General features: G+C 61.2%; 22 protein-coding genes. 12 read left to right on the top strand and 10 right to left on the bottom strand.

The features are described from left to right. Positions 1–119: 119 nt before the first annotated feature. Together CF161_RS20925 and colR are read right to left on the bottom strand one after the other, a co-directional pair. Positions 120–1,400, bottom strand: coding sequence for a HAMP domain-containing sensor histidine kinase (locus CF161_RS20925; protein ID WP_020298603.1), 1,281 nt, complete (start codon positions 1,398–1,400; stop codon positions 120–122). Continuing rightward, positions 1,390–2,073, bottom strand: coding sequence for a two-component system response regulator ColR (gene colR, locus CF161_RS20920; RefSeq protein ID WP_020298602.1), 684 nt, complete (start codon positions 2,071–2,073; stop codon positions 1,390–1,392). The genes CF161_RS20925 and colR overlap by 11 nt, the downstream gene beginning before the upstream one ends. A gap of 205 nt (positions 2,074–2,278) precedes the next feature. Between colR and CF161_RS20915 the strand changes: the two genes are divergently transcribed. Continuing rightward, positions 2,279–4,228, top strand: a complete 1,950-nt coding sequence (locus CF161_RS20915; RefSeq protein WP_020298601.1) for an LTA synthase family protein — start codon at positions 2,279–2,281, stop codon at positions 4,226–4,228. Positions 4,229–4,487: 259 nt separating this feature from the next. Here the strand turns inward: CF161_RS20915 and groL are convergent, their stop codons facing one another. From groL to CF161_RS20895, 4 genes are all read right to left on the bottom strand, one after another. After that, positions 4,488–6,131, bottom strand: a complete 1,644-nt coding sequence (gene groL, locus CF161_RS20910; RefSeq protein ID WP_020298600.1) for a chaperonin GroEL — start codon at positions 6,129–6,131, stop codon at positions 4,488–4,490. 49 nt (positions 6,132–6,180) lie between these two features. After that, positions 6,181–6,474 (bottom strand): co-chaperone GroES, encoded by a 294-nt coding sequence (locus tag CF161_RS20905; protein ID WP_019827816.1) that lies wholly within the window; start codon positions 6,472–6,474, stop codon positions 6,181–6,183. A gap of 254 nt (positions 6,475–6,728) precedes the next feature. Beyond that, complete coding sequence (locus CF161_RS20900) at positions 6,729–7,205, bottom strand: FxsA family protein (RefSeq protein ID WP_020298599.1); 477 nt, start codon at positions 7,203–7,205, stop codon at positions 6,729–6,731. 66 nt (positions 7,206–7,271) lie between these two features. Beyond that, positions 7,272–8,003: a HugZ family protein gene (locus CF161_RS20895; RefSeq protein WP_020298598.1), complete on the bottom strand. Its 732-nt coding sequence runs from the start codon at positions 8,001–8,003 to the stop codon at positions 7,272–7,274. 157 nt (positions 8,004–8,160) lie between these two features. Between CF161_RS20895 and CF161_RS20890 the strand changes: the two genes are divergently transcribed. Continuing rightward, positions 8,161–8,919 (top strand): SDR family oxidoreductase, encoded by a 759-nt coding sequence (locus CF161_RS20890; protein ID WP_020298597.1) that lies wholly within the window; start codon positions 8,161–8,163, stop codon positions 8,917–8,919. A gap of 57 nt (positions 8,920–8,976) precedes the next feature. Here CF161_RS20890 and apbC read toward each other — a convergent pair whose 3' ends face one another. After that, entirely contained in the window at positions 8,977–10,071 is a 1,095-nt protein-coding gene (apbC, locus tag CF161_RS20885; RefSeq protein ID WP_020298596.1) for an iron-sulfur cluster carrier protein ApbC, read from the bottom strand. A 291-nt stretch (positions 10,072–10,362) separates the two neighbouring features. Between apbC and metG the strand changes: the two genes are divergently transcribed. From metG to CF161_RS20845, 8 genes are all read left to right on the top strand, one after another. Continuing rightward, on the top strand, positions 10,363–12,414 hold the full coding sequence (gene metG / locus CF161_RS20880; protein ID WP_020298595.1) for a methionine--tRNA ligase: 2,052 nt from the start codon (positions 10,363–10,365) through the stop codon (positions 12,412–12,414). A gap of 132 nt (positions 12,415–12,546) precedes the next feature. Next, a complete protein-coding gene (locus tag CF161_RS20875; protein ID WP_020298594.1) occupies positions 12,547–13,134 on the top strand; it encodes an Rnf-Nqr domain containing protein in 588 nt (195 codons plus the stop codon). After that, entirely contained in the window at positions 13,131–14,345 is a 1,215-nt protein-coding gene (rsxB, locus tag CF161_RS20870; protein ID WP_020298593.1) for an electron transport complex subunit RsxB, read from the top strand. The genes CF161_RS20875 and rsxB overlap by 4 nt, the downstream gene beginning before the upstream one ends. Next, the gene (locus tag CF161_RS20865; protein ID WP_020298592.1) at positions 14,332–15,333 is read left to right on the top strand and encodes an RnfABCDGE type electron transport complex subunit D; all 1,002 of its coding nucleotides are present in this window, start codon (positions 14,332–14,334) and stop codon (positions 15,331–15,333) included. Before rsxB ends, CF161_RS20865 begins: the two co-directional genes overlap by 14 nt. After that, the gene (locus tag CF161_RS20860; RefSeq protein WP_020298591.1) at positions 15,330–15,941 is read left to right on the top strand and encodes an RnfABCDGE type electron transport complex subunit G; all 612 of its coding nucleotides are present in this window, start codon (positions 15,330–15,332) and stop codon (positions 15,939–15,941) included. The genes CF161_RS20865 and CF161_RS20860 overlap by 4 nt, the downstream gene beginning before the upstream one ends. Beyond that, positions 15,934–16,527, top strand: coding sequence for an Rnf-Nqr domain containing protein (locus CF161_RS20855; RefSeq protein ID WP_043229939.1), 594 nt, complete (start codon positions 15,934–15,936; stop codon positions 16,525–16,527). The genes CF161_RS20860 and CF161_RS20855 overlap by 8 nt, the downstream gene beginning before the upstream one ends. A gap of 7 nt (positions 16,528–16,534) precedes the next feature. Then, positions 16,535–17,173 (top strand): endonuclease III, encoded by a 639-nt coding sequence (gene nth / locus CF161_RS20850; RefSeq protein WP_020298589.1) that lies wholly within the window; start codon positions 16,535–16,537, stop codon positions 17,171–17,173. A gap of 107 nt (positions 17,174–17,280) precedes the next feature. Next, complete coding sequence (locus CF161_RS20845) at positions 17,281–17,460, top strand: PA3496 family putative envelope integrity protein (protein WP_020298588.1); 180 nt, start codon at positions 17,281–17,283, stop codon at positions 17,458–17,460. A gap of 110 nt (positions 17,461–17,570) precedes the next feature. Here CF161_RS20845 and CF161_RS20840 read toward each other — a convergent pair whose 3' ends face one another. The 3 genes from CF161_RS20840 to CF161_RS20830 form a co-directional block, all read right to left on the bottom strand. After that, complete coding sequence (locus CF161_RS20840) at positions 17,571–18,197, bottom strand: response regulator transcription factor (protein WP_020298587.1); 627 nt, start codon at positions 18,195–18,197, stop codon at positions 17,571–17,573. Positions 18,198–18,549: 352 nt separating this feature from the next. Continuing rightward, positions 18,550–19,767: an argininosuccinate synthase gene (locus tag CF161_RS20835; RefSeq protein ID WP_020298586.1), complete on the bottom strand. Its 1,218-nt coding sequence runs from the start codon at positions 19,765–19,767 to the stop codon at positions 18,550–18,552. 129 nt (positions 19,768–19,896) lie between these two features. After that, a complete protein-coding gene (locus tag CF161_RS20830) occupies positions 19,897–20,805 on the bottom strand; it encodes an OmpA family protein (protein WP_020298585.1) in 909 nt (302 codons plus the stop codon). Positions 20,806–20,960: 155 nt separating this feature from the next. Here CF161_RS20830 and pyrC point away from each other — a divergent pair, with 155 nt between their 5' ends. Further along, on the top strand, positions 20,961–22,007 hold the full coding sequence (gene pyrC / locus CF161_RS20825; protein ID WP_020298584.1) for a dihydroorotase: 1,047 nt from the start codon (positions 20,961–20,963) through the stop codon (positions 22,005–22,007). Continuing rightward, positions 22,004–22,681, top strand: a complete 678-nt coding sequence (gene rnt / locus CF161_RS20820) for a ribonuclease T (protein ID WP_020298583.1) — start codon at positions 22,004–22,006, stop codon at positions 22,679–22,681. The genes pyrC and rnt overlap by 4 nt, the downstream gene beginning before the upstream one ends. The last annotated feature ends 31 nt before the right edge of the window (positions 22,682–22,712 follow it).

Below are 22,712 nucleotides of genomic sequence, written 5' to 3'. Positions count from 1 at the left end.
TCCCGTCCACGGCGAAAATATTACAGATTTTTACAGCTTATCCGAGGTGGCATGGGGCCACATGGCGACAGATAAACGGCTAAGCGCAATGCCCCGAAGAACCGGGGCATTGGGAGGGGTCAGGCTTTGGCCTGGTTCAAATCCACCTGAAAGCGGCAACCGTTCGGGGTCATGGTGCTCAAGGTCACGGTCCAGCCCTGGTTTTCGCAGATCCGTTGCACCAGCGACAAGCCCAGGCCCAGGCCTTCGCCGCGCTTTTCATCGCCGCGGACAAAGGGCTCGAACATCGCTTCGCGCTTCTCCTCCGGGATCCCGACACCGCTGTCTTCGACCACAAACCCCTGAGGATGCAAGGTGAGGCGGATGTAGCCCTGCTCGGTGTAGTGCAACGCGTTGCGCAGCAGATTACCCATCACCGCGTGCAGGAAAGTCGCGTTATAGCGGGTGTCCAGGGGTTCCCCAGGTTCGAAGATGAACTCGATGCCCTTGTCGCGGATCGGCCCGCTCCAGAGTCCGATCAAATCATCGGCTACCTGGCTCAGCGTCAACTGCGGCGACATGCTCGCATCTTCACGCTGGGCCCGCGCCAGCATCAGGAAGGTCTGCACCAGCTCGCGCATTTCCTCGCAGGCGCGGGCGATGCGCTCGACCTGGGCCCGACCGCGCTGATCGATGCAGGGGTTTTCCAGCAACAACTCGCAGGAGCTGGCCAGCACCATCAGCGGCGTGCGCAGCTCGTGGCTGACATCGCTGGTAAACAGCCGTTCGCGACTCAGGGCCTGGCGCAAGCGGCCCAGTGTGGCGTCGAATGCCACTGCCAGCTCGCCGACTTCATCCGCCGCGTAGTCGGGCGCCAGCGGCGGGGCCAGGCCCAACAGCTGATCGCGATGGCGGACCTGGCGCGCCAGACGCACCACCGGGGCCATGACACGTCGCGCCAGGATCCAGCCAAGAAACACCGCCAGCGCCAGGCTGAGGACAAACCCCACCAGCACCACGGCGAACAGCACCCGCTCACGCTCTTCGAAATCGCTCTGGTCCTGCAGCAGGACATAACGCCGCCCGTCGACGACCTCGACCATGGCGTGGTACGACAGCTGCTCGCGAAACACCTCATGGAACCCGGGATCCAGATGGCGCAGATCCTTGGGCAATTCGAAATCGCCACGCCCGCCGCTGTAGTAAAACAGCTGGTCCGGCTCCGGGCGATGGCTCCAGTCACTGACGTTGTCCATCAGCAGTAGGCGCTGCAGATCGCCCCCCAGCCCTGCGGAAATCAGCTTTTCTTCGACCAGGTGCACAGTGGCGACGATGCCCATGGCGAAGGCGCCCGCCACCAGCGCACTCATCAGGGCAAAGGCAATGATGATCCGCTGGGCAAGGCTCTGCTTAAACTCCATCTCGCCCCTCGGCTAGGCGATAACCGACGCCGTGCACAGTGTGCAGCAGCGGTTTGGCAAACGGCTTGTCGATCACCTGCCGCAACTGGTGCACATGGCTGCGCAGGCTGTCGCTGTCAGGGCAGTCATCGCCCCACAGCGCTTCCTCGAGAATCTCGCGCCGCAGCACATGGGGGCTTTTCTGCATCAGGACTGCCAGCAGCTTCAGCCCCACCGGGTTGAGCTTGAGCAAACGCCCCTCGCGGGTGACCTCCAGGGTGTCCAGGTCATAGCTCAGGTCACCGACCTGCAACGCCCGGCGCCCGCCGCCCTGGGCCCGGCGCATCACGGCTTCGATGCGCGCGGCCAGCTCGGACAGGGCAAAAGGTTTGACCAGGTAGTCGTCGGCCCCGGACTTGAAGCCCAGCAGTCGGTCATCCAATTGATCACGGGCAGTGAGCATGATCACCGGGGTGTCGCGCCGGGCGTCTTCGCGCAGGCGCTTGCACAGGGTGTAGCCATCGATGCCGGGCAGCATGATGTCGAGCACGATCAGGTCGTAATGCTCGGTGGCGGCCAGATGCAAACCTGACAAACCGTCCTGCGCACAGTCGACGGTGTAGCCCTTGAGCCCCAGGTAATCGGCCAGGTTGGCCAAAATATCGCGGTTGTCTTCAACCAGTAAAATTCGCATCGGCACTTTCTCCACACGCTGTTACGGCCGTCTTGGCTCGCGCAGCTTACGGCCAAGCGCAGCTCAGAGCCAGAACTGCGCGAACAGCGCTGCGATCGCGGTGCCGACGGTGCCCGGCGCTTAACAAGTTTTTCACTATCGGTTCACAACCTCTCTACAGGGGGGCCTCCACACTCCCGCCATTAAATAATATGGAATGTTAACAATGGACCTGCTCAAGTCAGCGCCGTTGCGTTTTCTGCTGCTTCTGACCAGCGCCTGGCTGGTGATTTTCCTCCTGACCCGCAGCGTGTTGCTGATCACCCACCTGGACGAGGCCGCAAGTCATTTCCTGCCGCTGTTCGGGATCGGCGTGCTCTATGACCTGGGTTTCCTGGCCTACGCCGCGCTGCCCCTGGGCCTGTATCTGCTGCTGTGCCCACCGAGCCTGTGGCGCCGCAAAGGCCATCGCTGGTTCCTCCAGGGCCTGCTGTGCGTCAGCCTGTTCGCGATGCTGTTCACCGCCGTCGCGGAATGGTTGTTCTGGGATGAGTTCGGGGTTCGCTTCAACTTTATTGCCGTGGATTACTTGGTGTACTCCGACGAGGTGCTGAACAACCTCCTGGAGTCGTACCCGATCGGCACCTTGTTGAGCATCCTCGCGGTCCTGGCGATTGCGCTGAGCCTGGCCCTGCGCAAACCGTTCAACGCGGCGCTCGATGCACCGTTACCAGCGCTGCGTGGACGCCTGGTCAGCGCACTGGGCCTGGCGCTGCTCGCCGGGGCCAGCCTGCAACTGCTCAGCCAGGACAGCCCCCGCGCCCAGGGTGGCAATGCCTATCAGAATGAGCTGGCGAGTAACGGGCCTTATCAATTCTTTGCGGCATTTCGCAATAACGAGCTCGACTATCCGCAGTTCTACCGCAGCCTGCCGACGCACACCGTGGCCCGCCAACTGCGCGCCGAACTCAGCGAACCCAATGCGCGCTTTATCGGCAACGACCCTTTGGATATCCGCCGGGTCATCGATAACCCGGGCACGCTGCGCAAAGCCAATATCATCCTGGTGACCATTGAAAGCTTCAGCGCCAAGTACATGGGCAGCAACGGCGACGAGCGCAACCTGACACCGAACCTCGACGCCCTGCGCAAGCAGAGCCTGTACTTCAACAACTTCTACGCCACCGGGACCCGTACCGACCGGGGCCTGGAAGCCATCACCCTGGCCATTCCCCCCACCCCGGGGCGTTCGATCGTCAAGCGCGTCGGCCGTGAAAGCGGATTCGCCAGCCTGGGCCAGCAACTCAGCGCCATCGGCTACGACAGTGTGTTCGTCTACGGCGGCCGTGGTTACTTCGACAACATGAACGCGTTCTTCGGCGGCAACGGCTATCGCGTGGTCGATCAGAGCAGCGTCGAAGAGTCGCAAATCCACTTCAAAAATGCCTGGGGCATGGCCGACGAAGACCTCTACCAGCAAACGCTCAAGCTGGCGGACGCCGACTATGAGAAGCAACAGCCGTTTCTATTGCAGTTGATGACCACGTCCAACCACCGCCCCTACACCTACCCCGATGGTCGGATCGACATCAAATCCGGCAAGGGCCGCGACGGCGCGGTGAAATACACGGACTACGCCATCGGCCAGTTCCTCGAGGCCGCGCGGCAAAAGCCCTGGTTCGACAACACCATTTTCGTGTTCGTCGCCGACCACACGGCGGGCAGCGCCGGCAAGGAAGACTTGCCGATCAGCAACTACCAGATCCCGCTGTTCATCTATGGACCCAAACTGATCGAAGCCCGGGAAACCGCGCAGCTGGCCAGCCAGATCGACCTGGCCCCAACCCTGCTCGGCCTGCTCAACCTGGACTATCAATCGACCTTCTTCGGCCGCAATTTGCTGCAGGACAACCCGCTGCCGCCTCGCGTGGTGGTCGGTAATTATCAGCACCTGGGGCTGTTCGATGGCCAGGACCTGGCCATCCTCAGCCCACGCCAGGGGCTGCGCCGGCATGACCAGGCGTTGGGCGACAGCCGTGAATCCCAGGCCGAGGCCAGCGACCCGCTGATTACCCGAGCCATCACCTACTACCAAGCCGCCAGCTATGGCTTCAAGCAACAGCTGCTGGGTTGGAAACCCGCGCCAAAAGCCTCGGTCGAGATCAGCGAGCGTTAAACAAAAGGCCCCGGAGCCATCGCCCCGGGGCCTTTCAAGCATTGTCGATGCATCCTGCCTACTCCCTCCTCCTGCTCCCCGCGCCCAGCTCACTGCCTGGAGGTGCTGGGGAGTCACGTCGCGCAATACACGCCACAACGCCAATGAGCCAGGTCGCAATCTCCCCCTGCTGTGAGTCGAGCCTGCCAACGAGCAGGCATAAAAAAGCCCCGCCTGCTAAACGCAGGCGGGGCTTTTCAGTACAGCGGGTGAGGCTGGCTTACATCATGCCGCCCATGCCGCCCATACCGCCCATGTCTGGCATGCCGCCGCCAGCTGGAGCGTCTTCTTTGATCTCGGCGATCATCGCTTCGGTGGTGATCATCAGGCTGGCGATGGAAGCCGCTGCCTGCAGAGCCGAACGAGTCACTTTAGCTGGGTCAAGGATGCCCATCTCGATCATGTCGCCGTATTCGCCGGTAGCAGCGTTGTAACCGTAGTTACCCGAACCCTGCTTGACCTTGTCGACCACAACGCTTGGCTCGTCGCCGGAGTTGGCAACGATCTGACGCAGTGGCGCTTCAACAGCGCGACGCAGCAGTTGGATACCAACGTCCTGATCGGCGTTGTCGCCTTTCAGTTCGCTGATGGCTTGCAGAGCGCGAACCAGTGCCACGCCACCGCCGGGTACCACGCCTTCTTCAACGGCTGCACGGGTAGCGTGCAGGGCGTCTTCAACGCGGGCTTTCTTCTCTTTCATTTCAACTTCGGAACCAGCGCCAACCTTGATCACTGCAACGCCGCCGGACAGCTTGGCCAGACGCTCTTGCAGTTTTTCACGGTCGTAGTCGGACGAAGTGTCAGCCACTTGCTGACGGATCTGCAGAACGCGAGCCTGGATGTCAGTCTCAACGCCAGCGCCGTCGATCACGGTGGTGTTTTCTTTGGACAGGATCACGCGCTTGGCATTACCCAGGTGTTCCAGGGTAGTGCTTTCCAGGCTCAGGCCGATCTCTTCGGAGATAACGGTACCGCCAGTCAGAACAGCGATGTCCTGCAGCATTGCCTTGCGACGGTCGCCGAAGCCCGGTGCCTTGACGGCAGCGACTTTGACGATGCCACGCATGTTGTTCACAACCAGAGTCGCCAGGGCTTCGCCTTCAACGTCTTCGGCCACGATCAGCAGTGGACGGCCGGCTTTGGCAACGGCTTCCAGTACTGGCAACATTTCGCGGATGTTGGAGATTTTCTTGTCAACCAGCAGGATCAGCGGACCGTCCAGCTCGGCAGTCATGGTCTCTGGCTTGTTGACGAAGTACGGGGACAGGTAGCCACGGTCGAACTGCATGCCTTCAACAACCGACAGTTCGTTTTCCAGGCCCGAGCCTTCTTCAACGGTGATCACGCCTTCTTTACCGACTTTTTCCATGGCTTCGGCAATGATGTCGCCGATGGAGCTGTCGGAGTTGGCCGAGATGGTACCGACCTGAGCGATGGCCTTGGTGTCAGCGCAAGGCTTGGACAGGGCTTTGAGCTCTTTGACGATAGCGATGGTCGCTTTGTCGATACCGCGCTTGAGGTCCATTGGGTTCATGCCGGCAGCGACGGCTTTCAGGCCTTCGTTGACGATCGACTGAGCCAGAACGGTAGCGGTGGTGGTGCCGTCGCCTGCGTCATCGTTGGCACGGGAGGCAACGTCTTTGACCAGCTGCGCGCCCATGTTTTCGAAGCGATCTTTCAGCTCGATTTCTTTGGCGACGGAAACGCCGTCCTTGGTGATGGTCGGAGCGCCGAAGCTCTTCTCGATGATCACGTTACGGCCTTTCGGGCCCAGGGTCGCTTTTACTGCGTCAGCCAGGACGTTGACACCGGCGAGCATTTTCTTACGGGCGGAATCGCCGAATTTAACTTCTTTAGCAGCCATGATCGATATTCCTTAAATACTTTGTAGTAACGGGAAAATGAGCGGGAAATCAGCCTTCGATAACAGCGAGAATCTCGTTCTCAGCCATTACCAGCAGGTCTTCGCCGTCTACTTTCACAGTGTTGCTGCCGGAGTAAGGGCCGAACACAACCTTGTCACCCACTTTCACGGCCAGCGCACGTACTTCACCGTTGTCCAGCACGCGGCCGGTACCGACAGCAAGGATTTCACCGCTGTTGGCTTTTTCGGCAGCCGAACCTGGCAGAACGATCCCGCCAGCGGTTTTCTTTTCTTCTTCGCTGCGACGGATGACGACGCGGTCATGCAGAGGACGAAGCTTCATTGTCGATCTCTCCTAATTGTGGTTTTAAGCGGCCGGTGTGGATGCCGGCGGGTTAGCAAATCCGGCGTTGCCGGTTGCGACTCGACAAGCGAGCCGCGGAAGTCTGTCTGGCGTAACCACCAGAAACCTTGCGGTGACCGTTACATAAGGGCGCATAAGGTTATTACAAGGGCGGCACAGTGAAATTTTTTTACTTTCCTGGCGCCGAAAACCAACACGGCACCTTCAAGGTGCCGTGTCGATGTGCGGTTGAATCACGAATCGCGGTGCTCGAACTCGCCTTCGATCACATTCGGCTCACGCCCGACCGGACGCTGTGGCGCCGGACCGCCGCGAGCGGCGTGCATATCGTCGGCAAAGGCTCGCTGACGAATCGCCTGTTCCTCGGCCCGCTGGCGCATTTTATTGGCCAGCAAGCGGCGAGTCAGGGGCAGCAGCATGATCAGGCCAAGCACGTCGCTGACGAAACCCGGCAGGATCAGCAGGCCGCCAGCCAGGGCCATCATCAGGCCCTCGAGCATGGTCTGTGCCGGCAACTCGCCACGGTTCAGGCTTTCACGGGCCTTCAACGCCGTGGCCAGGCCTGCGACACGCAGCACCAGAACCCCCAACATCGAGCCGAGGATAATCAGCAGCAACGCCGGGAAAAACCCGATGGCAGCACTGACTTTGACGAATACGAACAGCTCTAGCACCGGGAACAGCAGAAAGAGCAACAGAAAAGGGCGCATCAAGTGGTTTCCTCTACGGAAGAATGCCTTCCAATAGACCCTAGATGACGTCGCCAATTCGTGAATTCAAGCGTCGGCGGTCGTATTTTTCGGCCATTGTTCAGCGTGAGCCAGGAAAACCAGGGCCTCGCGCACTTGTGTCGGCGTATTACACGGGCTTGGAAAGGGCAACCAATACAACGCCTGACCGATACGCAGGTGCATGCCCTCGGTGTCGATTCCGACCATGTGCGCGGGGGCGGTCTTGGGCAACCCGGCCAGGTCCACATAATGGGCGATGGCTTTGCCATGGTCGCTGTTCATGTGCTCGACCATGCTGATTTCACCCTTCCCGGCAAACGGGTTGGCCAAAGTCACCTGATCGACCCAGTGGATCGCGCCGAAACCACCGATGTAGCGATGGCGAACCGGCTTCAGGACCCAGAAATCAAAATCGTGGGCCTGATGGTAATTCTGCGATTCGGGGAAGTAGCGGTAGTAACGCTCGGCAGCGGCGTCGATGGCGGCGCTGTCTTCAAGCTTTTCGGCTTCGGCGAGGTAGGTCAGGCGCCCCACGGCCTGCACATCTTCAGCCTCGCGCTCGCCCACCAGCAACGAGCACTTGGGGTCTTTCTGCAGGTTATGGGTGTGCTGGGCGATGCGACTGATCAGGATCAGCGGCCGGCCCTGCTCGTCAAGGCAATAGGGCACCACTGAGCCAAAGGGAAAACCGGGCATGGCCTTGGAGTGGGTCGACAATACGCCGCGGTATTCCTTGAGCAGTAATTCTCGTGCATTCTTGGCAGCTTCAACGCTCACTTTATGACTCCTTTTAACTAATCCGTCGAAAACGGACGGGCGCCTGGAGCAGTGTTCCAGTTACGCCATCGGGGCAATTCTCATCTGCAGCCAGGCCATGTCCGGCGCGGGAATTTCCCAAAGGAAAACCACTCTGACCTGCTAGCGGGACATGCGAATGCAACTCACTGACAAAGTAATCATTATCACCGGCGGTTGCCAGGGTCTGGGCCGCTCCATGGCCGAGTATTTCGCGGCCAAGGGCGCCCGGCTGGCGCTGGTCGACCTCAACCAGGAAAAGCTCGATCAGGCGGTCGCCGCTTGTCGCGCGGCCGGTGTCGAGGCTCGCAGCTACCTGTGCAACGTGGCCAATGAAGAACAGGTGACGCACATGGTGGCCCAGGTCGCCGAAGACTTCGGAGCCATTCACGGCCTGATCAACAATGCGGGCATTCTGCGCGACGGCCTGCTGCTCAAGGTCAAGGACGGTGAAATGACCAAAATGAGTCTGGCCCAATGGCAGGCGGTGATCGACGTCAACCTGACCGGGGTGTTCCTGTGCACTCGGGAAGTCGCGGCAAAAATGGTCGAGCTGAAAAACAGCGGCGCCATCGTTAATATTTCCTCGATCTCCCGTGCTGGCAACGTTGGCCAGACCAACTACTCGGCCGCCAAGGCCGGGGTCGCCGCGGCTACCGTGACCTGGGCCAAGGAACTGGCGCGCTACGGCATCCGCGTGGCGGGCATCGCACCCGGCTTTATCGAGACCGAAATGACCCTGGGCATGAAACCCGAAGCCCTGGAGAAAATGACCTCGGGCATTCCGCTCAAGCGCATGGGCAAACCCGAAGAAATCGCCCATTCGGCGGCTTACATCTTCGAAAACGACTATTACACCGGGCGCATCCTGGAAATGGATGGCGGCTTGCGGATCTGAGTGCCCCTGCCAGGCAGGCTCCTTATCCACCGGGAGCCTGCGCTGGAGAGGGGTCCGTCAATCGTCGCTGATGGTGATATTCGGCATCGCCGGTGCGGCGGCTTCCTGCAACACGATCCGCGCACCGACGTGGCGCGCCAGCTCCTGGTAGACCATGGCGATCTGGCTGTCGGGCTCGGCGATCACCGTCGGCTTGCCGCCGTCGGCCTGCTCGCGAATCAGCATCGACAACGGCAACGAGGCCAGCAGCTCGACATCGTATTGGCTGGCCAGCTTCTCGCCGCCGCCTTCACCGAACAGGTGCTCGGCGTGACCGCAGTTGGAGCAGATGTGCACCGCCATGTTTTCGACGACGCCCAGCACCGGAATATTGACCTTGCGGAACATCTCCACGCCCTTGCGTGCGTCGAGCAGGGCCAGGTCCTGTGGCGTGGTGACGATCACCGCACCGGCCACCGGCACCTTCTGCGCCAGGGTCAGCTGGATATCGCCGGTGCCTGGCGGCATGTCGATCACCAGGTAGTCGAGGTTGCCCCAGTCAGTCTGGGTCACCAGTTGCAACAAGGCCCCGGAAACCATCGGCCCGCGCCAGACCATCGGCGTGTTGTCGTCGGTGAGGAAGGCCATGGACATGACTTCGACCCCATGGGACTCGATCGGCACAAACCACTTCTGGTCCTTGATCTTCGGCCGAGTGCCTTCGGCGATGCCGAACATGATGCCCTGGCTCGGGCCGTAGATATCAGCATCGAGAATGCCGACCTTGGCGCCTTCGCGGGCCAGGGCCAGGGCCAGGTTGGCGGCGGTGGTGGACTTGCCCACGCCGCCCTTGCCGGACGCCACTGCAACCACGTTCTTGACGTTGGCCAGGCCCGGAATCTGCGCCTGGGCCTTGTGCGCGGCGATCACGGTGCTGATCTCGACCTTGGCGCTCGCCACGCCGTCCAGGCCTTCAATGGCCAGTTGCAGCATCTGCGCCCAGCCGCTCTTGAACAGATCGGCGGCATAACCCAGTTCGAGCTGGACCGACACGCGGTCGCCCTGCACCTCGATAGCCCGCACGCAACCAGCGCTGACGGGGTCCTGATTCAAGTAAGGGTCGGTGTACTGGCGAAGTACGGCTTCCACCGCTGCGCGATTGACGGCGCTCATGGGCAACTCCGATAACAAGACTGGAAAAACAGGCGGCTATCCTACGCCGGACATAGATTCGTGGCGAGGGAGCTTGCGCCTCCTGGGCGGCAAAGTCGTTGCAACCGAACCGATTCGGTCAATCCGGCGGCGCCCCATCAACCGGCTCGGGGCGACTTCGCCCCCAGCACAAGCCAGCGACCCGGCTACGGTTTTTGTGAGCGCCGCACTTGGATACAGGCTCACGGGGTGAAAAATCCGCGCCGGCGCTTTATAGTGGCCGACCTCCGTTTCATCAAGTAGCCGAGCCCCATGTCCGAGCCACGCAAGATCCTCGTCACCAGCGCCCTGCCCTATGCCAATGGTTCGATCCATCTTGGCCACATGCTGGAATACATCCAGACCGACATGTGGGTGCGCTTCCAGAAGCACCGCGGCAACCAATGCATTTATGTCTGCGCCGACGACGCCCACGGTTCGGCGATCATGCTGCGCGCGGAAAAAGAAGGCATCACCCCGGAACAACTGATCGCCAACGTCCAGGCTGAACACAGCGCCGACTTTGCCGACTTCCTGGTGGACTTCGATAACTTCCACTCCACTCACGCCGAAGAAAACCGTGAGCTGTCGAGCCAGATCTACCTGAAACTGCGGGATGCCGGGCACATCGCCCAACGCTCCATCACCCAGTATTTCGACCCGGAAAAGAAAATGTTCCTGGCCGACCGCTTCATCAAGGGCACCTGCCCGAAATGCGGCACCGAGGACCAGTACGGCGACAACTGCGAAAAATGCGGTGCGACCTACGCCCCCACCGACCTGAAGGATCCGAAGTCGGCGATCTCCGGCGCCACCCCGGTGCTCAAGGATTCCCAGCACTTCTTCTTCAAGCTGCCGGACTTCCAGGCCATGCTGCAAACCTGGACCCGCAGCGGCACCCTGCAGGACGCCGTCGCCAACAAGATCGCCGAATGGCTGGACGCCGGCCTGCAACAGTGGGACATCTCCCGCGATGCGCCGTATTTCGGCTTCGAGATCCCGGACGAGCCCGGCAAGTACTTCTATGTCTGGCTGGACGCGCCGATCGGCTACATGGCCAGCTTCAAGAACCTTTGCGCCCGCCGTCCGGAACTGGACTTCGATGCGTTCTGGGCCAAGGATTCCAGCGCCGAGCTGTATCACTTCATCGGCAAGGACATCGTCAACTTCCACGCCCTGTTCTGGCCCGCCATGCTCGAAGGCGCCGGGTTCCGCAAGCCTACCGGCATCAACGTGCACGGCTACCTGACCGTCAACGGTCAGAAGATGTCCAAGTCCCGTGGCACCTTCGTCAAGGCCCGGACCTACCTCGACCACCTGTCGCCGGAATACCTGCGTTACTACTACGCGGCCAAGCTGAGCCGTGGGGTCGATGACCTGGACCTGAACCTTGAAGACTTCGTGCAGAAGGTCAACTCCGACCTGGTGGGCAAAGTCGTCAACATCGCCAGCCGTTGCGCCGGGTTCATCCACAAGGGCAACGCCGGGGTGCTGGTGGCGGGCAATGCCGCGCCGGAACTGACCGACGCTTTCCTGGCTGCCGCGCCGAGCATCGCCGAGGCCTACGAGGCCCGCGACTTTGCCCGAGCCATGCGCGAAATCATGGGCCTGGCCGACCGCGCCAACGCCTGGATCGCCGACAAGGCCCCCTGGTCGCTGAACAAACAGGAAGGCAAGCAAGACGAAGTCCAGGCCATCTGTGCCCTGGGCATCAACCTGTTCCGCCAACTGGTGATCTTCCTCAAGCCGGTGCTGCCGCTGCTGGCCGCCGATGCCGAGGCCTTCCTCAATGTCGCGCCGCTGACCTGGAATGACCACGCCACTCTGCTCAGCAACCATCAACTGAACGAGTTCAAACCGTTGATGACCCGCATCGACCCGGTAAAAGTGCAAGCCATGACCGACGCTTCCAAAGAAGACCTGACCGCCAGCGCCACCGACACCGGTGAAGCGGCACCTGCCGGCAACGGCGAGCTGGCCAAGGACCCACTGTCGCCGGAGATCGAGTTCGACGCCTTTGCCGCGGTCGACCTGCGTGTTGCCTTGATTCTCAAGGCCGAGGCCGTGGAAGGTGCCGACAAGCTGCTGCGCCTGACCCTGGATATCGGTGATGAGCAGCGCAACGTGTTCTCCGGGATCAAGAGCGCCTACCCGGAGCCGTCCAAGCTCGAAGGCCGCCTGACCATGATGATCGCCAACCTCAAGCCGCGGAAAATGCGTTTCGGCATCTCCGAAGGCATGGTGATGGCCGCCGGCCCTGGCGGCGAAGAGATCTACCTGCTGAGCCCGGACAGCGGCGCCAAGCCTGGCCAGCGCATCAAGTAAGCCCCCGCGCAGGCACGATCCCCCCGCCACGCCATTGCGTGACGGGGGGATTTTCATATCTGGCCCGACCCTGCGCGCTGCCGGATAATGCCTAACCTCTAGGCTACACGCCTGCCCTCACCGGCCACGTCCATGACCGACCTACTGCTCACGCTTATCAGCGCTGCCCTGATCAATAACCTGGTGTTGCACTGGCCACTGGGCGTCGATCCGCTGTTGCGCAGCCAACGTCCGACGCCGACGACTCGCCGTCAGGTGCATGCCCTCGGGCTGGCCACCACGTGCCTGATGCTGCTGTGCGGGGTGACCGGGCATGTGCTGTATCAGGCGCTGCTGGTTCCGTTGCAGCTGACTTCACTCAAGCTCCTGGTGTTTGTGCCGCTCTGCGCGCTGCTGATCAGCCCCCTGCTGAAGCTGCTGGCCCGTGCCCTGCCGCAACTGCCCTTCGACCACCTCTGGCCACTGTTGCTGGGCAATGCTGGCGTGCTGGGCCTGCTGCTCCTGGATGCCCAGGGCACTCAGGGCGTGCTGCATGCGGCCGCAATCAGCCTGGGCTCGGGCCTGGGTTTCTGGCTGGTATTGAGCCTGTTCAACGACCTGCGCCAGCGCATTCTCGATAACGATGTGCCCCTGCCCTTTCGCGGCCTGCCGATCGACCTGATCAGCGCCGGGCTGATGGCAGTGGCCTTTCTCGGCTTCAACGGACTGATCAAGACATGAGTCTGATTCAACGCATCGATGCCCTGCTGCCGCAGACCCAATGCGGCAAATGCGGCCATCCCGGATGCAAACCCTACGCCCAGGGCATTGCCGCCGGCGAGGCGATCAACAAGTGCCCACCGGGAGGCAGCGAAACCATTGCCGGCCTCGCCCGCTTGCTGCAGGTTCCGGTACTGGAACTGGACACCAGTCGCGGCGCGGCCCCGGCGCAGATCGCCTTTATCCGCGAGGCCGAGTGCATCGGCTGCACCAAGTGCATACAAGCCTGCCCGGTGGATGCCATCGTCGGCGCGGCGAAGCTGATGCACACCGTGATCATCGACGAGTGCACCGGTTGTGACCTGTGCGTGGCGCCGTGCCCGGTGGATTGCATCGAGATGCAGCCGTTGCCATTGGCCAGCGTGCTGCCGATCATCGGCGGCCTCGCGCCCGATCCCGAACAGCAACGCGCCCGCAATGCCAAGCGCGACCACGCCCGGCGCCGCTTCGAGCAGCGCAACGCCCGCCTGCAACGTGAAGAACAGCAAAAACAGGCCGAACGCCAAGCCCGGGCGCAGCGCGCCGCCCAGGCCAGCACCAGCACCAGCAGCCTGAACCCGGTGCAGGCGACCGTCGAACGGGTTCGCGCGCAAAAAGCGGCGGCAGCCGATGCGGCGCTGAAAAAAGCCAAGATCGATCTGGCGATGAGCCGCGCGCAGTTGAACAAATCCCTGAAAGCCTTCGGTCACCCACCGACCTTTGAGCAGCAGGCACAGTTGATCCTCCTGCAACGCCAATTCGAGGCGGCCGAGCAGGCCCTGGCCGAACTTGAATCCACCGCCCCAGCTCCCACGGCAGCGCCCGCGGCCAAAGACCCGGACCTCAAGAAAGCCAAGATCCAGCTGGCCATGCGCCGCGCCGAGCTGAAAAAAGCCCAGAGCAATGCCGCTCCCGAGGCGCAGCTGGCCGCCTTGAGCGCCGCCCTGGCCGAGGCCGAGCAGGCCCTGCATGCTGCCGAGGCGGCAAGCGCAAAACCGGCGCCGAACCTGACCCGGGTCGAGAAACGCCCGATCGACACTCAACTGCGCCAACTGAAAACCGAACTGGCTTACGCCCGGGCCGAGGTGAGCAAGCTCGAGCGCCACGCCGACACTTCGCCAGCACTGCTGGCCAAGGCCCGCGAACGATTGGCCGAAGCCGAGCGCCAGGTGCAGGCCCATGCCCCCAACTGAACGCCTGGCCCAGCCGGAACCACGCCTGCAGCAGGCCATGCAGCGGGTGCTGCTGGCCACCTTGCCCGGGGTGCTGGTGCTGGTGTGGTTTTACGGCTGGGGAGTGCTGATCAATGGGCTACTGGCCGGCGCCACGGCACTGGCGGTAGAAGCCGCGGTGCTGCGGCTACGTGGCTGGCCGTTAAAGCCTTCCCTCGGCGACGGCAGCGCCCTGGTCAGCGCCACCTTGCTCGCCCTGGCCTTGCCGCCCTATTGCCCCTGGTGGCTGACCGTCAGCGCCAGTGCCAGCGCCCTGCTGCTGGGCAAGCACCTGTATGGAGGCCTGGGTAAAAACCCGTTCAACCCGGCGATGCTCGGCTATGCCCTGATGCTGGTGTGCTTCCCGCAACAGATGACTCATTGGCCGACGCCACACGGCATGGACCTGCTCGGCGGCCTGCAGCAGATCTTCGGCATCGATTTCGGATCGGAAGCGCCGGACGCCTGGGCCCAGGCCACCGCGCTGGACAGCCTGCGGATCAATAAAAGCCTGACCATCGACGAGCTGTTCGCCGGCAATGCGGCCTTCGGCCATTTCGGCGGCCGCGGCAGCGAGTGGGTCAACCTGGCCTTTCTCGCCGGCGGCTGCTTTTTGCTGCAACAACGGATCATCAGCTGGCATGCCCCAGTCGGCATGCTCGGCAGCCTGTTTATCATCAGCCTGCTGTGCTGGAACGGCTCAGGCTCGGACTCCCATGGTTCGCCGTTCTTCCACCTGCTCACCGGTGCGAGCATGCTCGGTGCGTTTTTTATCGTCACCGAGCCCATCTCCGGCCCGAAAGCCGCCAAGGCGCGGCTGCTGTTCGGCGTCGGCGTGGGCCTGCTGACGTACCTGATCCGCACCTGGGGCGGTTACCCGGATGGCGTGGCCTTTGCCGTGCTGCTGATGAACCTGGCCGTTCCCGCCCTGGAGCGGCTGGTCGCACCCGCCGCGCAGGCGCAAGCATGAGCCGGCGCCTGAGTGTGGTGCTGCTGGTGCTGCTGGCCGGCGCCGGCATCGCTGTGAGCTATTTCGCCCAACAGGCCGCCAGCCCGCGAATCGCTGCCGAACAACGGGCGAGCCAAGCCCGCGAACTGCTCGATCTGCTGCCTGCGGGCAGCTACGACAATCAACCCCTGGACCAGCCGTTGCCCATCCAGCATCTGCTACTGAGCAACAGCACCCTGCTCGGCGGCTACCGCGCCAGCCGCGCCGGCCAGCCCAGCGCGGTGTTGCTGCGCAGCCAGGTCAGCGGTTACGCCGGCCCCATCGAGCTGTTGATCGCCATCGATGCCAATGGCCGACTGCTGGGCAGCAAAAGCCTCAAGCAAGGAGAAACCCCGGGCCTGGGTGGGCGTATCGCCGAACACCCCAATGGCTGGCTGCAAGGCTTTGCCGGCAAATCGCGCAACGATCCTGCCGACAACGCCTGGGCCCTGAAGAAAGACCAGGGGCAGTTCGACCAGATGGCCGGCGCCACCATCACCTCGCGGGCGGTGATCAACGCCCTGCATGATGCGCTGCGCTATTTCGACGAACACCGGGAACAACTGCTGACAGGTGCGGCCCATGAATAGGCCCTCTGCACTGCACTCTTCACTGACGCTGATGGCGTTGATCGGTGCCAGCGACTCCCTGGTCAAGGCAGTGGGCCTGTCTCTGGCATCAGTGCTGGTCATCAGCCTGTACGGCCTGGGCATGAAAGGCCTGCGGCGGCTGATCAGCAGTGACCTGCAATGGCTGGCCGGCCTGGTGCTCAGCGCCACGCTGAGCAGTTGCGCGGCCCTGGCGATGCAAGCCTGGGCCTTCGAACTGCATCAGCAACTGGGGATTTACCTGGGCCTGATCGCGCTGCAATGCGTGCTGCTGGAACACGGCGGTTTCTTCAATGGCCAAGGGCAAGTGCGCCAGATCGGCACGTTCTGCCTGTTGCTGATCACCCTGGGCGCCTTGCGTGAAGTGCTGGGCAGCGGCTCCCTGGGCAACCATCTCGGCTGGCTGGCCGGCCGCTACGGGGTCGACTGGCTGGCCTGGATCGTCAGCCCACACGGCCATCTGCGCCTGCTGAGCCTCGTACCCGGCGGTTTTATACTGCTGGGCTTGCTGCTAGCCGCCAGACAGGCCTGGGCCTCAACCTCACACCGACCGTTTTCAAGGAACTGAATCACCCATGAATGCCGCTAAACGCCTGGAAATATTCCGACGGCTGCACGAAGACAATCCCGAACCAAAAACCGAATTGGCCTACTCGTCGCCATTTGAACTGCTGATTTCGGTGATTTTATCGGCCCAGTCCACCGACGTCGGGGTCAACAAGGCGACGGCCAAGCTGTATCCGGTGGCCAACACGCCGGCGGCCATTTACGCCTTGGGGGTCGAAGGCCTGTCCCAGTACATCAAGACCATCGGCCTGTACAACAGCAAGGCAAAGAACGTCATCGAAACCTGCCGCCTGCTGCTGGAGCGCCATAACGGCGAAGTCCCGCAAACCCGCGAAGAGCTCGAGGCCCTGCCCGGCGTCGGCCGCAAGACCGCCAATGTGGTGCTCAATACGGCGTTTCGTCAGCTGACCATGGCCGTCGACACGCATATTTTCCGGGTCAGCAACCGGACCGGGATCGCGCCCGGCAAGAATGTGGTGGAAGTGGAAACCAAGCTGATGAAGTTTGTGCCCAAGGAGTTTCTCCTCGACGCCCATCACTGGCTGATCCTCCATGGGCGCTATGTGTGCCTGGCGCGCAAGCCGCGCTGCGGCAGTTGCCGGATCGAAGACTTGTGCGAATACAAGCAAAAGACTTCGGACGATTGAGTAACCATTGATTTTGATGATCGGTCGATTGAAAAAATCTTTTTTACCCGCCAGGAGAATATCGCTATAAGGAGCGCCAATGGCAGTCTTAGCCTGGAGTTGACCTTATGAGCACTGGCAAAGAACAACTGGACGTAGAAGACGACTTTATTGCTGTTGAACCCGAAGAGGCTGAGCCGGTGGTCGAGGTGGCAAAGACCAACCTGAACAAGCGCCGTACCATTGACAACCTCCTCGAAGAACGCCGCCTGCAAAAGCAGCTGGCCGATTACGACTTCGATCTGTAATTCCAGGAAAGCCCCAGCCACTCGGGCCTTCCTGTCGGCGCCAGGCCTACCCGGCGACTTGGCGCCCGCGCTTTATCCGTTCGCCGGAGCCAACGCTATCCACTCGTTGTTCACGCCAACTTATGGCGCTGGGCAAATTCGATCAGGTCCACCAGCGAGCGAGCATTGAGCTTGGAGAGCAGGCGCCGCTTGTAGGTGCTCACCGTCTTGTTGCTCAAGCTCAGGCCTTCGGCGATCTCCTTGTTGCTCAAACCGGAGGTGAGTTGCTTCAACACCATCAACTCCCTTGCCGAGAGCAGTTCCACCATCTCCTCTTCAGTGGACAAGCCCTGGCAAGAACGCAACGTGTGCAAGGCTTCGTTGGGAAAGTAACTGTAACCGGCCTCCACCGCCTTGATCGCACTGATCAGTTCAGTGATGTCCTGTTGCTTGCAGATATAACCGGCGGCACCGGCCTGCATGCAACGCATTGAAAAAGGCCCGGGTAGTTGCAGGGTCAATACCAGGATCTTAATAGTCATCGCTTTTGAAGTCAGGCGGGTTATAACTTCCAGGCCATCAAGTTTTGGAATGCCGATATCCAGTATCAAAATATCCGGCATCAACTCAAGTGCGAGTTGCAACGCATCCAAACCATTGTCTGCCTCGGCAATCACCTTGAAACCATGGCGTTCCATCAGCATGCGCACCGCCAGACGAATGACGGGGTGATCGTCCACGATCAATACTCTTTTCATAGGCACTTCCGAATTCAAGGCATCATTATTAATCCACACAATAACCCGCCATCCAGCCCTTGGCACCGCGTGCCCATGGGCTACAGCAGCACAGAGACGATCCTTACAAACAATGAGGATTTGCCTTACAAAAACAGTCAAAAAGCCACATCCTTGCAACTAGCTAATTTAAGATAGTTCTGTATACCTGCTACTTTTCGTATTAATAATCAACTATTCACATCACTTCGAAAAACACCTCGTAGTGCATGCATTGGTTAATTGCGCGATAAGACTCACAACTAGAGCAACCGAGTTACCGAGCACAAAAAAGCCCTGCACTAGGCAGGGCTTTTTCACAGCGGTTCAAGGATCAGAACAGTGTCCGACCTTTGTTGGCCGCAATGCGCATACGCAAGGCATTCAACTTGATGAAGCCGGCAGCGTCTGCCTGGTTATAGGCACCGCCATCTTCTTCAAAGGTTGCGATGTTGGCGTCGAACAGCGACTCATCGGACTTGCGACCGGTAACGATCACGTTGCCTTTGTACAGTTTCAGGCGAACCACACCGTTAACGTGAGCCTGGGAAGCGTCGATCATCTGTTGCAGCATCAGACGCTCAGGGCTCCACCAGTAGCCGGTGTAGATCAGGCTGGCGTACTTGGGCATCAGCTCGTCTTTGAGGTGAGCCACTTCACGGTCCAGGGTGATGGACTCGATGGCGCGGTGCGCACGCAGCATGATGGTGCCGCCCGGGGTTTCGTAGCAGCCACGGGACTTCATGCCGACGTAACGGTTCTCGACGATGTCGAGGCGGCCGATACCGTGTTCGCCACCGATACGGTTCAGGGTCGCGAGCACGGTAGCCGGAGTCATTTCGACGCCGTCCAGTGCCACGATGTCGCCGTTGCGGTAGGTCAGTTCCAGGTACTGCGGGGTGTCGGGAGCCTTCTCCGGGGAGACGGTCCAACGCCACATGTCTTCTTCGTGCTCGGTCCAGGTGTCTTCCAGCACGCCGCCTTCATAGGAGATGTGCAGCAGGTTGGCATCCATCGAGTACGGGGATTTCTTCTTGCCGTGACGCTCGATCGGGATGTTGTGCTTCTCGGCGTAGTCCATCAGCTTCTCGCGGGACAGCAGGTCCCACTCGCGCCAAGGGGCAATCACTTTCACGCCCGGCTTGAGGGCATAGGCGCCCAGTTCGAAACGAACCTGGTCGTTGCCTTTGCCGGTGGCGCCATGGGAAATGGCGTCGGCGCCGGTTTCGTTGGCAATTTCGATCAAACGCTTGGCGATCAACGGACGTGCGATAGAAGTACCCAGCAGGTACTCACCTTCGTAAACGGTGTTGGCGCGGAACATCGGGAAAACGAAATCGCGGACAAACTCTTCGCGCAGGTCGTCGATATAAATCTCTTTCACGCCCATGGCTTGCGCCTTGGCACGTGCAGGTTCGACCTCTTCGCCCTGACCCAGATCGGCGGTGAACGTCACCACTTCACAGTTATAAGTATCCTGCAGCCACTTGAGGATCACCGAAGTGTCCAGGCCGCCGGAATACGCCAGAACGACCTTGTTAACGTCCGCCATGCCATCACTCCACGGGGTTGTACGGAAAGCCGTCAAGTCTACCGATCAACGCGGATAATTTACAGAGGCGCGACAGCTTATGACGACGAAGCGACAGATTATGTCGAGCGCGCGACGACTACAGCCGTTTCAGGACGTCGCCGCGGCATTGGGTGTGGCGGCGGCTTGAGGCGCCGGCTTTTCGACAGGAGCGACACGCTCCAGGTGCACATTGACCCGACGGTTCTTGGCCCGATTGGCCGGGTTGGTGTTGGGGGCCAACGGGTAACGCTCACCGTGAAAACGCATGGTGATCTGTGATTCGGGTATGCCATTGGCCTTCAGGTAATCCAACACCGCCAGCGCCCTGCGCCGCGACAGATCGCGGTTGGTCAGGCGGTTGCCGCTGTTATCGGAATGCCCGTCGAGCTCGATGTGATTGACCGTGGGATCGGCCTTGAGAAACTCCAGGATCACTTGCAGCTTGGCCTTGGCCTGGGCATCCAGCTCGGTGCCGGTGCCCGGGAAGCCGATCTCGGCCTGCTTCACCTGTTCGTAATTCATCGGCAACAACTTCGCCGTGCAGCTTTGATAGTCGCTGTAGGCCTTGCTGAATTTTACCGGCAACAGACGCACTTCGGACACACCGCCTTCGCGGGAGTAGTGACGCACCACCGGGCTGCGCCCCTCCAGCAAACCGTTGATCAACCGGCCAGCCTGCACCTGCGAGCTATTGAACATCACCCCGCCGCTGCCGGCCTTGACCGCCCCCAGATTGATATCACCGCGCCCCGGCTGCCAGGGTGCTGCCGCGGCGAGCAAGGTCGCCGAGCCGCCACCCTGCATCGGATTGAAGCTCTTGAGGCGGAAAGTCGCCTGCTCACCCGCCCGGCGCACGAATTCGCCAGAGCCAAAATCGGTGATCGGCTGAGTCAGGCGGCACTCGAATTTGTCACCTTCGACCGTCCACTCAATGCTCTCCAGTCGGGTCTGGAAAGTGAGAGCCATCGCAGGCAGGCTGGCAAACACGCTGAGCAGGACTAGATAATGCTGGCGCACGGGAGGCTCCACTGACTTGTACAGATCAAAATCAACATGCCCGTTTACGGCACACCTACGGGATATCGGAAGCTTTACGCAAAACTTGATAGCGAGTGCCTGGATGAGTCTTTTCCGGTAGCATTCCCCCGAGTTTGACCCGCCTGGAATCCCCAATGTCCGACCGCCTGACCCTGCTGCGTCCCGACGACTGGCATATACATCTTCGCGATGGTGCCGTGTTGACCAATACCGTCGCGGATGTCGCGCGCACCTTTGGTCGCGCCATCATCATGCCTAACCTGGTACCCCCGGTGCGCAACGCCGAGCAAGCCGACACCTATCGCCAGCGTATTCTCGCTGCGCGGCCGGCCGGCAGCCGCTTCGAGCCGCTGATGGTGCTCTACCTGACCGACCTGACCCAGCCTGAAGATATTCGTACGGCCAAGGCCAGTGGCTTCGTGCATGCCGCCAAGCTCTACCCGGCCGGCGCGACCACCAACTCGGACTCCGGCGTCACCAGTATCGACAAGATCCTCCCGGCGCTTGAAGCCATGGCCGAAGTCGGTTTGCCGTTGCTGATCCACGGCGAAGTGACCCGTGGCGATGTCGACGTGTTCGACCGCGAGAAGATTTTCATCGACGAGCATATGCGTCGCGTCGTCGAGCGCTTCCCGACCCTGAAAGTAGTCTTCGAGCACATCACCACCCGTGAAGCCGTGCAGTTCGTCAACGAGGCCTCGGCCAACGTTGGCGCAACCATCACCGCCCATCACCTGCTGTACAACCGCAACCACATGCTGGTTGGCGGGATTCGCCCGCACTTCTATTGCCTGCCGATTCTCAAGCGCAATACCCACCAGGAAGCCCTGCTCGACGCCGCCACCGGTGGCAGCGCCAAGTTCTTCCTGGGTACCGACTCCGCGCCACACGCGCAGCACGCCAAGGAAGCCGCCTGCGGCTGCGCCGGCTGCTACACCGCTTACGCTGCAATCGAGTTGTACGCCGAGGCATTTGAACAGCGCAACGCGCTGGACAAGCTCGAAGGATTCGCCAGCCTCAACGGCCCGCGCTTCTACGGCCTGCCCGTGAACACCGATAGCATCACCCTGGTCCGTGAAGAATGGACCGCCCCTGCCAGCCTGCCGTTCGGCGAGCTGACTGTCATCCCGCTGCGCGCCGGTGAAAAACTGCGCTGGCGCCTGCTGGAGAAACACTCGTGAGTGAAGACCATTTCGACGACGAACAGGACGGTCATGGCGGCGGTGGCGGTTCCCGTCATCCGATGGCGGCCCGCTTTCGTGGCTACCTGCCGGTCGTCATCGATGTTGAAACCGGTGGTTTCAACTCGGCCACCGATGCGCTGCTGGAAATCGCCGCGACCATCATCGGCATGGATGAAAAGGGCTTCGTGTTCCCCGAACACACGCTGTTTTTCCGTGTAGAACCCTTCGAAGGCGCCAATATCGAAGCCGCTGCGCTGGAGTTCACCGGCATCAAGCTCGACCATCCATTGCGCATGGCTGTCAGTGAAGAAACAGCACTGACCGACATCTTCCGCAGTGTGCGCAAGGCGCTGAAAGCCAATGGCTGCAAGCGCGCGATTCTGGTGGGTCATAACAGCAGCTTCGACCTGGGCTTCCTCAATGCCGCGGTCGCGCGCCTGGACATGAAGCGCAACCCCTTCCACCCCTTCTCCAGCTTCGACACCGCCACCCTGGCCGGCCTGGCCTATGGCCAAACCGTGCTGGCCAAAGCGTGTCAGGCGGCCGATATCGACTTCGACGGACGCGAGGCCCACTCGGCTCGCTACGACACCGAGAAGACCGCCGATCTGTTCTGCGGCATCGTCAACCGCTGGAAGGAAATGGGCGGCTGGGCAGACTTCGACGACTGACTCGGTCGCCAAATCGTCCCCATGAAAAAAC

Origin of the sequence: Pseudomonas sp. CF161 (assembly GCF_000416215.1) — a bacterium.
Lineage (GTDB): Bacteria > Pseudomonadota > Gammaproteobacteria > Pseudomonadales > Pseudomonadaceae > Aquipseudomonas.
Note: the sequence above shows the minus strand (reverse complement) of the source record. Positions and strands in the feature narration are given on the sequence as shown.